13 protein-coding genes and 1 pseudogene are annotated in these 12,222 nt (G+C 57.9%); 9 read left to right on the top strand and 5 right to left on the bottom strand.

The genetic code is table 11. From position 1 onward, the window contains the following. Both CUC53_RS10625 and bacA read left to right on the top strand, forming a co-directional pair. The coding region (locus tag CUC53_RS10625) for a galactose-1-epimerase (RefSeq protein WP_100294138.1) at positions 1-717 on the top strand (717 nt) is incomplete at its 5' end. Positions 718-851: 134 nt separating this feature from the next. Then, entirely contained in the window at positions 852-1,667 is an 816-nt protein-coding gene (bacA, locus tag CUC53_RS10620) for an undecaprenyl-diphosphate phosphatase (RefSeq protein ID WP_100294137.1), read from the top strand. 68 nt (positions 1,668-1,735) lie between these two features. Here bacA and CUC53_RS10615 read toward each other — a convergent pair whose 3' ends face one another. The 3 genes from CUC53_RS10615 to CUC53_RS10605 form a co-directional block, all read right to left on the bottom strand. Further along, a complete protein-coding gene (locus tag CUC53_RS10615) occupies positions 1,736-2,416 on the bottom strand; it encodes a ChrR family anti-sigma-E factor (protein ID WP_100294136.1) in 681 nt (226 codons plus the stop codon). Then, positions 2,409-2,978: a sigma-70 family RNA polymerase sigma factor gene (locus CUC53_RS10610; RefSeq protein ID WP_167386737.1), complete on the bottom strand. Its 570-nt coding sequence runs from the start codon at positions 2,976-2,978 to the stop codon at positions 2,409-2,411. The genes CUC53_RS10615 and CUC53_RS10610 overlap by 8 nt, the downstream gene beginning before the upstream one ends. Positions 2,979-3,106: 128 nt before the next feature. Beyond that, positions 3,107-3,673, bottom strand: a complete 567-nt coding sequence (locus CUC53_RS10605; protein ID WP_100294134.1) for an LON peptidase substrate-binding domain-containing protein — start codon at positions 3,671-3,673, stop codon at positions 3,107-3,109. A gap of 285 nt (positions 3,674-3,958) precedes the next feature. Between CUC53_RS10605 and argS the strand changes: the two genes are divergently transcribed. The 5 genes from argS (at position 3,959) to hslU (ending at position 9,009) form a co-directional block, all read left to right on the top strand. Beyond that, positions 3,959-5,704: an arginine--tRNA ligase gene (gene argS, locus CUC53_RS10600; protein WP_100294133.1), complete on the top strand. Its 1,746-nt coding sequence runs from the start codon at positions 3,959-3,961 to the stop codon at positions 5,702-5,704. 3 nt (positions 5,705-5,707) lie between these two features. Continuing rightward, positions 5,708-6,592: an SPOR domain-containing protein gene (locus CUC53_RS10595; protein WP_100294132.1), complete on the top strand. Its 885-nt coding sequence runs from the start codon at positions 5,708-5,710 to the stop codon at positions 6,590-6,592. A gap of 37 nt (positions 6,593-6,629) precedes the next feature. Beyond that, entirely contained in the window at positions 6,630-6,824 is a 195-nt protein-coding gene (locus CUC53_RS10590) for a DUF1737 domain-containing protein (protein WP_100294131.1), read from the top strand. 230 nt (positions 6,825-7,054) lie between these two features. Beyond that, positions 7,055-7,588, top strand: coding sequence for an ATP-dependent protease subunit HslV (hslV, locus tag CUC53_RS10585; RefSeq protein ID WP_005355550.1), 534 nt, complete (start codon positions 7,055-7,057; stop codon positions 7,586-7,588). 92 nt (positions 7,589-7,680) lie between these two features. Continuing rightward, on the top strand, positions 7,681-9,009 hold the full coding sequence (hslU, locus tag CUC53_RS10580; protein WP_100294130.1) for an HslU--HslV peptidase ATPase subunit: 1,329 nt from the start codon (positions 7,681-7,683) through the stop codon (positions 9,007-9,009). 285 nt (positions 9,010-9,294) lie between these two features. Here the strand turns inward: hslU and rraB are convergent, their stop codons facing one another. Beyond that, the gene (gene rraB, locus CUC53_RS10575; protein ID WP_100294140.1) at positions 9,295-9,642 is read right to left on the bottom strand and encodes a ribonuclease E inhibitor RraB; all 348 of its coding nucleotides are present in this window, start codon (positions 9,640-9,642) and stop codon (positions 9,295-9,297) included. A gap of 177 nt (positions 9,643-9,819) precedes the next feature. On the opposite strand from rraB, the gene CUC53_RS10570 reads away from it, so the two are divergent. Both CUC53_RS10570 and CUC53_RS19250 read left to right on the top strand, forming a co-directional pair. After that, entirely contained in the window at positions 9,820-10,476 is a 657-nt protein-coding gene (locus tag CUC53_RS10570; protein WP_167386735.1) for a ribonuclease T2 family protein, read from the top strand. Positions 10,477-10,700: 224 nt separating this feature from the next. Then, positions 10,701-10,838 (top strand): annotated as a pseudogene (locus CUC53_RS19250) (XRE family transcriptional regulator); the annotation flags it as partial. 18 nt (positions 10,839-10,856) lie between these two features. On the opposite strand, the gene CUC53_RS10560 reads toward CUC53_RS19250, so the two are convergent. Next, positions 10,857-12,053, bottom strand: coding sequence for an NnrS family protein (locus tag CUC53_RS10560; protein WP_100294129.1), 1,197 nt, complete (start codon positions 12,051-12,053; stop codon positions 10,857-10,859). Positions 12,054-12,222 lie beyond the last annotated feature (169 nt).

The raw sequence follows: 12,222 nt of genomic DNA, 5'->3' as shown, positions 1-12,222 counted from the left end.
CAGGGTGGCTTTCATCGCCAGCATTGGCAGATAAAAGAGCAGGAGGCGGATCGGGTCAAGTTGGTGCTGCTATCACGAGCGGGGGATCAGGGTTTTCCCGGTAACCTGCGAGTGGCCCTAGAGTATCGGTTGGAGCAATACGATCTGGTGGTGGATGTGCGGGCCAGCACCGATGCCGCGACCCCTGTCAGCCTAACCAGCCATGTCTATTTCAACCTCGATGGTGACCCGCAGGGGGATGCCGTTCATCCTGATATTCGCCAGCACGCCATCAGCCTCAACGCCGACCATTTCCTGCCCACAGACGCTGGTGGCTTACCCCTTGCCGTTACCCCAGTGGCTGGGTTGTTTGATCTGCGCCGCGAGCGTCTTATCGGCCAAGATTGGTTGAGCCACCCTCAGCAACAGCAGGCCCAAGGGTATGATCATGCCTTTATGCTCAATGGCCCTGAATCTGCGTGGGCCGCGCGAGTGGTGTCGGGGGATAAGCAGCTAGTGATGGAGGTGTATACCAACCAGCCTTCGTTGCAGTTTTACAGCGGTAACTGGCTGGCCAATACCCCCAATCGCCAAGGCACGACATACCGTGCGTACGACGGGTTCTGTCTGGAAGCTCAGCAGCCGCCGGACAGCCCAAACCGCCCCGAGCTCGGTAACCCTTGGTTGGTGCCGGGACAGGCATACCACCATCAGACCCGTTACCGTTTTCTCTCGTGATAGCGCCTTGGCAGGCCATTTTTACGTAGCCTGATTGGCCACAATCGAGCAAGATAAGCCGCCCCGCCGTGCAAACCGTGGGGCGGTTTTACCTCTAACTGCTTTTTTGGATCACGAAGTAAGGATTTTGTGCGATGACTGACACCTATAGCCTGCTGGTCGCCTTTATTTTGGGCGTTGTTGAGGGGCTAACTGAGTTCCTCCCCGTCTCTTCCACTGGCCACATGATCATCGTCGGCCATCTCTTAGGGTTTGAGGGGGCGAAAGCCGCGACCTTTGAGGTGGTGATCCAGCTCGGCTCGATTTTGGCGGTGGTTACCGTGTTCTGGCGTCGCCTATTTGGCCTGATCGGGATTCACTTTGGCCGTAAGCCTGAAGCGGGCCATGTCACCTTGTCGTTGGTGCACATTATCCTCGGGATGGTGCCAGCGGTGGTGGTGGGACTGGCCGTGCACAGCTGGATCAAAGCCAATCTGTTTGGCCCAGTGACCGTGATGTATGCGCTGGTGGCTGGCGGCATCTTGCTGATCATCGCTGAAAAATGCCGTCCGCCCGTGACTGCAGAGACCCTCGATGACATCAGTTATAAGCAGGCATTTGGCATTGGCCTGTTCCAGTGTTTGGCGCTGTGGCCCGGTTTCTCTCGCTCTGGCGCCACCATCAGCGGCGGCATGTTGATGGGGATCAGCCGTCATGCAGCGGCCGAGTTCTCCTTCATCATGGCGGTGCCGATGATGGTGGCGGCCAGCGGGCTTGATCTCTACAAGAGCCGCGATTTCCTCTCCATGGCTGACTTCCCGATGTTTGCGGTGGGGTTTGTCACCGCCTTCGTGGTGGCCATGGTGGCGATTAAAACCTTCTTGGCGCTGATCCGCCGTCTCGACTTTATCCCGTTCGCCATTTACCGCTTTGTGGTGGCTTTCGCCGTTTATCTGCTGTTTGTTGCTTAAGACCATCCCCGCAGCAGCAACGAAGAAGGGACCTCGATGGTCCCTTCTTCGTGAGCAATGTAAGGTGTTTAGTAGAGGTGCTGGCTGATACCGTTCAGCAGTCGCGATAACCCCTTGGTGAACTGCACTGGGGCATCTTGCACTGTGTAGCAGAGGCAGCCGTCGGGGGTATGGGGGCTGTGGGCGTGGCTGGCATCGCGCCAGATAAAGTCACCGGCTTGATAGCGGGTGTCGCCATCGTCAATCGAACCAGCCAACAGCAGCGTTAGCTCATAGCCTTGATGGGTATGCTCAGGGATGCGGCCACCGGCGTCGATGTAGAGCAAGCTGGCACGGGCGCCCATCTCATCCAGCGGAAGACTCTGCTGGCGAATAGCACCGATATGGCGCCACTTAGGTGAGCGATAGCGGGCCAGTACCCGAGGCAGCGGATAGGCTCGGCCCGCCACTTGGATCTCGCTGGCTTGCCGTAGGGTAGTAGTCGGTTCGGGTTGTGGTTGTGCCACGATGGCAGCTAGCAGGGCCTCAAACTCCGGTGCTAGCTCGGCTTGGGCAACCGACGTCCGGGGGGGGGCTGTTACATCGTCTGCTAGATATTGGTTGGCCAGCTCCTCTTCGAACCCCTTGAGTCGAGTGGCACAAGCAGGGCAGAACTCACAGTGGGCAGCGAGCCCCACTGCCAGTGGCAACGCCAGCTGGTCGGCGGCAAAAGCGCGTAACATCGGGTCGGTCGGGTGGGCTTTAATCATGGCTTTGCTCCACTTGCTCTTTCAATTTTTGTAGCGCCAAACGCAGGCGTGACTTAATGGTGCCAAGCGGTACGCCAAGGCGTTCAGCCAGCTCCTGCTGGGAGAACTCCTGCAGATAGATACCGCGCACCACCTGTTGCTGTGGTTCTGGCAGGGTGCTCAAGTAGTGAGCCATCTGACGAGTGAGCACCGCATCTTCCCCCCCGCTCAGGTGCTCCTCTTCGGCTTGAAACTCTAAGGTTGGCCACAGTTCTTCGGCGCAGAGATCTTCCTTGCTGGCGCGGCGGCGGCGCAGCATGTCAAAGCACTGATTACGCATCACGGTGTAGATCCAAGTGGTCGGCGCCCCCTTCTCGGGGTGGTAGAGGCGCGCCTTCTGCCACACCAGTAGCATGGTCTCCTGTACCAACTCCATGGCGTTGGCTTCACTGCCAAGGTGGCGCAAGCCATAGCTGCGAATGCGGGGAGAGAAATGGTGAAACAGCTGAGCAAACGCGGTTTTGTCACCATGCTCTGCCACTCGGATCAACAGTGTTTTCAGGTCGCCATCAGGGTTATCCATTACGGCTAGCATCCTGGGGGTGGTCAGTTGTGGTTGGCCAGTATATGCCATGGCACCATCTCGTTAGAACGGGGGTGATGACTAATACGGCACGCGCAGCAATGCGGATCAATCTGAGTAAATATTGCTCAGTGGTTAGCTACCAACACCCGCTGGAGCAAGGTGAGGGCGGCTCGGTTATCGCTGGCTGCCAGCAGTAGCTGTTTTTGGGCCACAGGGATAGGAAGCACTTCGAGCCAGCGTTGTGCCACCCAGTTGGCGTCTTGCCACGGAGGCTGCTGATACAGCGCGGCATAGTCGGGATAGTCGGCAAACACAGCCCGCAGAGCGTCGGCCAATGGCTGCTGCGCGGGGGGAAGCGGATGCGCAGGCCACGCGGGTAGCGGGGTGACCTCACCGCTGCGCAAGCCATCTGGTGCTTGCCATAAATCCTCGATCTGCACGCGTTCGATTCCCTGCACCGTCACCCCTAACAGGCCATCTGGCAGCGTATCAAAATCGATGATGGTGACTCGGGTCGCCACCGGAAACATGTTGCGCAGGGCATCGGGCTGGCGAGGGTCCACCATGCAGAGGGCAAACCCCAGATCTCCGGCTTGGGCAATCATCCGCTGGTATCTGGGCTCAAAAATCCGCAGGGGCATGATGCCGCCGGGCAGTAGATGAGCAGAGAGGGGAAACAGCGCCAGTTGCATCATATGCTCCTTGGTGAGGGATACCCCTTGATACGCAGGGCATAGCAGGGGAGATCATTTGGTGCGGGGGAAACGAAAAACCACTTATCCTCGCGGTTAAATGGCAAGATGGTGTGGTGTGCTTGGCCGCGATGTGATGGAGGCCTGCAGGCCACAGATGTGCGCGCAATCGGCTGGGTATCTACTCCCCATGGGCCGCCGCTATAGTTTTCTCGGGCTGATGCGAGTAAAATTCACGCCCTTATATATCAGTCATTTTTCGACGCGTAACCTTGGTGGTCAGTTATGAAAGAGCATATTCATCATCTACTTGAACAAACGGTAGCCAATTTGAAGTCAGCAGGTGTCCTGCCGACCGATCTGGAGGCCAGAGTCCAAGTGGATCGATGCAAGGAAAAAGCTCACGGTGACTTGGCAACCAATCTGGCGATGTTGTTGGCTAAGCCTGCGGGTAAAAATCCCCGTGAGCTGGCGGCGGCCATCATCGAGCACCTGCCTGCATCTGACCTGATTGCCAAGGTTGAGATCGCCGGTCCCGGTTTTATCAACTTCTTCTTCGACACCCACTGGCTGGCCGGTCAGGTTGAGGCGATGGTGACCAGCGTCAACGCTAATGTGAAACTGCCAACCCCGCAGAGCGTGGTGGTGGACTACTCCGCCCCCAACGTGGCCAAAGAGATGGCGGTGCACCACATCCGCTCCACCGTACTCGGTGACGTGGCCGCTCGTGCGCTGGAGTTCCTCGGCCATAAAGTGATCCGAGCCAACCACATCGGCGACTGGGGTACCCAGTTCGGTATGTTGATCGCCTATCTGGAGAAGATGGCTAACGAGCATGCCAGCGACATGGCGCTCAAGGATCTGGAAGCTTTCTACACCCAAGCCAAGCGTTGCTACGACGAAGACGACGCCTTCGCCGAGCGGGCCCGTAATTACGTGGTCAAGCTGCAAGGTGGCGATGAGTACTGCCGCACCATGTGGAAGAAGCTGGTCGACCTGACCATGGAGCAGAACCAGATCAACTACGACCGTCTGAATGTCTCCTTGACCAACAAGGACATCATGGGCGAGTCCATGTATAACGACATGCTGCCGCAAATCGTTGCCGATCTGAAAGCCAAGGGGCTGGCGGTTGAGAGCGAAGGCGCTACCGTGGTGTTCCTCGACGAGTTCAAGAACAAGGATGGCGAGGCCATGGGCGTCATCATCCAGAAGAGCGATGGCGGCTTCCTTTACACCACCACCGATATCGCCTGTGCCAAATACCGTTATGAGACCTTGGGCGCCGACCGGGTCATGTACTTCATCGACTCCCGTCAGCACCAGCACCTGATGCAGGCCTGGACCATCACCCGCAAGGCGGGCTATGTGCCGGAATCCGTACCGCTCGAGCACCACGCCTTCGGCATGATGCTGGGCAAGGATGGTCGTCCCTACAAGACCCGCACGGGCGGCACCGTCAAGCTGGTCGACCTGCTGAACGAAGCCGAAGAGCGCGCCGCTGCGCTGCTGGAGAGCCGCAACAGCGACCTCTCTGCCGCAGAGAAGGCCAACGTGGTCCACGCCATCGCCATGGGCGCGGTCAAGTATGCGGATCTCTCCAAGAACCGCACCACCGACTACATCTTCGACTGGGACATGATGCTGTCGTTTGAAGGCAACACGGCCCCTTACCTGCAATACGCCTACACCCGTATCCAGTCCATCTTCCGCAAGGCCAGCGTTGATGCCGAAACCCTGACTGGCAAGGTGACCTTGAACGAGGAAGCGGAGGAGACCTTGGCCCAGAAGCTGATCCAGTTCTCCGACGCGGTCAACGGTGTAGCCGACAAGGGCATGCCACACCTGCTCTGTACCTACCTGTACGAGTTGTCCGGCAACTTCATGACCTTCTATGAGGCCTGCCCGATCAACAAGGATGGCGTGGACGAAGCGACCCGTCAGAGCCGTCTGCTGCTGTGCGCCGCCACCGCCAAGGTACTGAAATTGGGCCTCGGTGTGCTGGGTATCCACACGTTGGAGCGCATGTAAGCAATGGCAACTCGGGATTATGTCGGTAGCCGCCCGCGCCGTCGCGCGGGTGGGCGTAACACCAAACCCGCTACGCAGCGCCGCTTTCCGGTGATCCCCGTCCTGCTATTGATTGTGTTGGTTGGTGGTTTTGCTGGTGGCCTCTATCTCATCAGTGGCAAGGGCGATCATGCTCCTACCATTGAGGAGCAGGTCAAAGCCAACAAACCCAAGGCACAGACATCCGGTTTGCCCCAAGAGAAGTGGAGCTACATCGAGCGACTTGAGAACAAGCAAGTGGATGTGACGGAGCCGTCGGCCTCGGCGGGCGTATTGCCGCCCCAGCCAGCACCAACCGTGACCTTGCAGCCTGAGCGTTTGCCTCAGCCCATACCGACCGATATTCCTCAGCCGGGCACCCCGATCGGTCAGCCTAAGCCCTATCAGGCCGATCCAGTGCCCTCTCCTGCCGCCCCTGTTGCCGATGCCCGGGAGCAGGTGATCGACCGTAATGCGGAGCGGGAAAAAGCCCAGCGGGCGCAAGCGGAGCGTGAGCGCCGTGCCGAACGGGAACGGATGGAGCGGGAGATCCGCGCCGAGCTGGAACGGGAGCGCGCCGAAGCGGCCAAGGCCAACGCGGCCACCCCGCCAGCCCAGACCGCAGCCGCCGACAGCGGTCGCTATATGATGCAGTGCGCCGCCCTGCGCTCGCAGGAATCGGCAGAATCGCTCAAAGCGCGGATCGCCTTCACCGTCGGCCTCTCTTCCAGCCTGCAGGTGATCAATGGCGCCAACGGCACCGTCTACAAGGTGATGGTGGGCCCCTTCAATGGCAAGGCGGCCGCCGATGCGGCCAACAGCAAGCTGCAGAGCTCCGGCATCAGCGGCTGCATCCCCAAAAAGGGCTAGCATTCTGTCAGGTTGAACCAACAGGGAGAGCAAGAGCATGAAAAATTCGAAACAGCCACCCAATGGCCTTCCGATTTACCGCTTAATTACCGGGCCTGATGACGCAACATTTTGTTTTCGTGTCAGCGAAGCACTTGCTCAAGGCTACACGCTGTATGGTTCTCCCTCGGCTACATTCAATGGCCAAACTGTGATCGTGTGCCAAGCGGTTGTCTGGTCTGAAGCAACATAATGCGGATAGCTTGCCAAGATTTCACCTCAATGTATGTTTACGCCTAGCCAAACGCTCTGCGGGACAATTTGCGACAGGGCTGGGTGGCAACACCCGGCCCTGTTTCTTTTGGTGCCACTCGCCACTGCACCTGTCCCGCCAAACAACAGGCTTGAAAAGCCCGTTTGCCATCCCCATCTTTCTTGCCATGCACAGTCAGGCCGTCATTCGGCTCAAGCGAGGTAAGTAAAGTGACTACCATAGTGTCAGTTCGCCGTAACGGTCAGGTTGTCATCGGTGGCGATGGCCAGGTCTCTCTTGGCAACACCGTCATGAAGGGCAACGCCCGCAAGGTTCATCGTCTCTACAACGGCAAGGTGCTGGCCGGTTTCGCTGGCGGTACCGCCGACGCCTTCACCCTGCTCGAACGTTTCGAAGCAAAACTGCAGGCCCATCAGGGTAATCTGGAGCGCGCCGCCGTGGCGCTGGCCAAAGATTGGCGCACCGATCGCGCCCTGCGCCGCCTCGAAGCACTGCTGGCCGTGGCCGACGAACACAAATCCTTCATCATCACCGGCAACGGTGACGTGGTGCAGCCGGAGCACGATCTCATCGCCATCGGCAGCGGCGGCAACTTCGCCCAGTCCGCCGCCATCGCGCTGCTGGAAAACACCGAGCTGGATGCCAGGACCATTGTCGAGAAGTCCCTCAAAATTGCGGGTGACATCTGCGTCTTCACCAACGGCAACCACACCATCGAAGTGCTGGATTATTTAGCTAAATAAGTCGGCGAAATAGGGCCGCCAAATAAGGCTACCAGCCAAACTCAATTTCCCAAGGGGTGGGCCCTGCCCGCCCCGGATACAGGAACTCCATCATGTCCGAGATGACCCCCAGAGAAATCGTCCACGAGCTGGACCGACACATCATTGGTCAGGCCGACGCCAAGCGCGCCGTTGCCGTTGCCCTGCGCAATCGCTGGCGCCGGATGCAGCTCGATGAAGAGATGCGTCACGAAGTGACCCCGAAAAACATCCTGATGATCGGCCCGACCGGTGTCGGCAAGACCGAGATAGCCCGTCGTCTGGCCAAGCTGGCCAACGCCCCCTTCATCAAGGTGGAAGCGACCAAGTTCACCGAAGTGGGCTATGTCGGTAAGGAAGTGGACAGCATCATCCGCGATCTGACCGATGCCGCCATCAAGCTGGTACGCGAAACCGAGCTGGAGAAGATGAAATACCGCGCCGAGGAGGCCGCCGAAGAGCGCATCCTCGACGCCCTGCTGCCCAACCCGCGCAACACCTGGGGTGAGGAAGAGAAAGCCGACAACTCCAACACCCGCCAGATCTTCCGCAAGAAACTGCGGGAAGGTCAGCTGGATGACAAGGAGATCGAGCTGGAACTCTCCGCCTCCCCGATGGGCGTCGAAATCATGACCCCGCCGGGCATGGAAGAGATGGCCAACCAGCTGCAGGGACTGTTCCAGAACCTGGGTCAGAACCAGAAGAAGAAGCGCAAGATCAAGGTCAAAGAGGCCATGAAGGCGCTGATCGAAGAGGAAGCTGCCCGTCTGGTCAATCCGGAAGAGCTGAAGCAAAAAGCAATCGCCGCGGTCGAGAACAACGGCATCGTCTTCCTCGACGAGATCGACAAGATCTGCAAGCGCGGCGAGAGCTCGGGCCCCGATGTCTCCCGTGAAGGGGTACAGCGCGACCTGCTGCCGCTGGTCGAGGGCTGCACCGTCAATACCAAGCACGGCATGGTCAAGACCGATCACATTCTGTTTGTCGCCTCCGGCGCCTTCCAGATCGCCAAGCCGTCCGACCTCATCCCCGAGTTGCAGGGCCGCCTGCCGATCCGCGTCGAGCTGACCGCACTGACCACCGATGACTTCGAGCGGATCCTGACCGAACCGAACGCCTCGCTGACCGATCAGTATCAGGCGCTGATGGCCACCGAAGGGGTCAATATCGAGTTCACCAAGGATGGCATCCGCCGTCTGGCGGAAGCGGCCTGGCAGGTCAACGAGCGTACCGAAAACATCGGCGCCCGTCGCCTGCACACCGTGATGGAGCGCCTGATGGAAGACATCTCTTTTGATGCTTCCGAGAAGTCCGGCGAGACCTTTGTTATCGATACCGACTACGTCAACGCCCACCTCGGCAAGCTGATTGAAGACGAGGATTTGAGCCGCTTTATTTTGTAAAGTATTGATATAAAACGATAATATTAGCTGTTTTATTTTGTAACAGATTGGTTGAAGACGAGGAGCTGAGCTGTTTAATATCCTGTAAGCGAACTGCTCGACCCTACACGAGTACGCCTCCTTTTACGGAGGCGTACTCGTTTTATCATCCCATTCACCACGAACGGGTAGGAAAACGGCCATGATCCGTGACATAGGGCTATGTTGCCGCATGGTCTCGCTTTAAGTGGGGGAGGGGCTGGTGAATAGGGGCGTGCTGCGCCCCTGTTGTGAGATGCGAGGGGGTTACTCTTGGAAATAGGTGCCCCAACCATCGTAATCGACGCGGTATTTGGCCAGAATCGGCAGCATTTTTTCGATGTCTGCGACAATCGCATCAACGTCTAGTTTGCTTTCGGTGGTGGCATCGAAACAAAAAATCGCGGCACCGTCGTCCAGTTCCATCTCCTCTGCATCGCTCACTTCAAAGCCCAGCTTGAACAGGTCGACCGCGGCTTTCTCCAATTGTTCAAAATTCTGGCAGGCGAAGTGATGCTCAATTTCGTATTCTGCGTCGGGATTGCTGCCATCTGCCAGTAGTTCAGTGACAATTGCTACCGTCTCTTCACGCCACTCTTGCACATTTAGACTCATGTTGCCTCCAGGCTTGATCATTACGGCAAAGGATACTAGCAGAGTGCTATCGGCTCAATGGAGGGGACTGCCGTCACGGTGTTATTGTCTGCTCAGAGCCCAACGCGATAGTGGGTGTTCGTGATATTCAGCTGGTTGTTGGGAACAGGTTATTGCACATGGGGCACAGGAGGGAGCATGAGTTGGGCCAAGAGAAGGTCGAAGAGGGTGCTGCTAGCGCTAGGCTGGCTGATTTGTACGGCGGCGCTCGCTAAAGGGGAGGCGGGAGAGTTTGACTATTACGCCATGGCGCTCTCCTGGTCGCCCGAACATTGCGCCGTCAAACCGGCCGATCGGGACCAGTGTTCCCGCAAGCTGGGATTCGTGCTGCACGGTCTCTGGCCCCAGTACGAGCGTGGTTACCCCAGCAACTGCACCCGCGAGCGGTTTGATCCCGATATGGAGAGCGAGTTTACCGGCCTCTACCCCAGTCGTTTCCTCTATCGCCATGAGTGGGAGAAGCACGGCACCTGCTCTGGGCTGAGCCAGCAGGCCTTCCATCAGCTGGCGAGCGATTTGCGCCAGAAGGTGAAGATCCCGGCGGCCTATCAATCGCCGGAAGAGCCGCTGCGCAAGAGCAGCTTCCAGCTCAAGGCCGATCTGGCGAACGCCAACCAGTGGCTGGCCCCCGACAACATCACGGTGGCCTGCGCCGATGGTGGCCGCTTCCTGAGGGAGATCTATATCTGCGTTAATAAAGAGGGGACGGATGCGGTCACCTGCTCCGCCGAGATGCAAAAGCGCGAGCGCCGCTCCTGCGGTCAGCCGGATTTCCTGCTGCGCAGCGTGCGTTAAGCCTTCACTCTCTTCATCGGGCCCCTTGTGGGCCTGATGTGTAATCACTGCTATCGGAAAGGAGTCTGAAAGATGGATGGCAACAACTGGTTTGGCCCAACAGAGCGTGCAATGCTGCTCGGCGTGAAAGGATGAGTCTGTTTGCCGAACTGGGGATGTGTTATCCCGTCATTCAGGCGCCGATGGCTGGTGTAGGGCAACGAGCTGGCGCTGGCCGTGACCGGAGCGGGCGGTTTGAGCTCCTTGCTCACGCCAGCGGAGCCGCGCAGCGTCTTGCTGCCGACCGTCGCCATGGTTATCGCAACCTGAGCATAGCCCCAGCTATTTTCCACAACCTGATCCACTATCCGGTGGAACACCCTGAGCATGTTCCGCAGTCATTAACCCGGTCGACCATCCGATCTGGGGCGGGTCAGTATCGGGGTATAGACCCAGACAAACAGACCATAGGCAGCGATCCAAGCAAGCGCGCTGAGGTTCCAGCCATGCAGGGTATTAGCAGGCCAGCACAGCGGAATTACCACTCGCATTGTGGCTGCGGCGATAACCAGGGCAAATGCGACGGTGATCCTGCGTCCCACCTGCAAGGCCCGACCGCTATGGCCGAGGGAGACTCGCGCCATCATGCCCAGGATCATGGTGCCCATGCAGCCTGCGCTGAGCAGGTGGCTAGCCATCGACAGCGTGATGGGCAGATCCGCGCTATGCGCCGCAAGAGCGAGCAGACCAAGAGGGATAAACAGATAGGCGAGATGGAGTGACCACAACAGTGGATGCGAAAAGGTCGATGGCAGATGCCAGCGCAGTTGTCGCCACAGATGCAAGCTCGCCGCCACTATATAGAGAGGCATTATATATATGCTGGTGATCCACTGGGTGGGCAATAGCAGCCAGAGCAGCAAGATAAACCACTGCGCAGCGAGTGCTGTGCGATCCAGCCAGAGCCAAGGTGTTGCTTTCTCCTGACCGGTTGCTCGGGCGGTGAAGAACGGAATCACCCTGCCACCCATCACGGCGATCAGGGTGGTAAACAATAGCACAGTCGTGATCAGCAGATGCTCAACGGTGGTCCACTCTGCATGCCATAACCAACTGGCGCCATTGAGCAGGGTCAGTATCAGCAACAGGGGCACGAAGAAGAGGTTGCGCCATTGCCTAGTTATCAAAATCGGCTTGGCAAGGAACCAGGTGCAAAGCGGTAGCCAGAGCAGGTCTGCTAACATCAGGAACGTATTCTCCTCCCCTAGCCAAGGTAACAACGTCCTTGGCAACATCCACAACCCTACCACCAGCGCCAATGGCCAGCTCCGAACACCGGGATGGGACGTCCAGTTCTGCACCGCGGTGAGCAGAAAACCCGCGACGATGGCGGCACCGAAACCAAACAGCATCTCATGACCATGCCACCAAGTCGGGTTGCCAATCCCTGGCAAGGTTAGCCAACCGTTGAGCTGCCCCAGCCAGAGGAACATGGCGACGGCAGCAAACAGAGCCCCGAACAGGAAGAAGGGTCGGAACCCCAAGCGGAACAGCGGGACGATTTGCTCTTCCTTATAGTTATCGAGGATTTGATGCATGAGGGCATTCCAATTGAACATTTGAAATGGCAATTATAAATTGACTTTTCAAATGTTCAATTTAAATCCGGCGATAGTCCGGATTGATGTCATTTCGAACAAAAAAAGAGGTAGTTGTTTGATATCTGAGCGAACGAAGTTTTTTGCTGAAAAAGCTCTTGTCATCTTG

The organism is Aeromonas cavernicola, from assembly GCF_002795305.1.
Taxonomy (GTDB): domain Bacteria; phylum Pseudomonadota; class Gammaproteobacteria; order Enterobacterales; family Aeromonadaceae; genus Aeromonas; species Aeromonas cavernicola.
The sequence above is the reverse complement of the archived record's forward strand: the minus strand, read 5'-3'. Positions and strand labels throughout refer to the sequence as shown.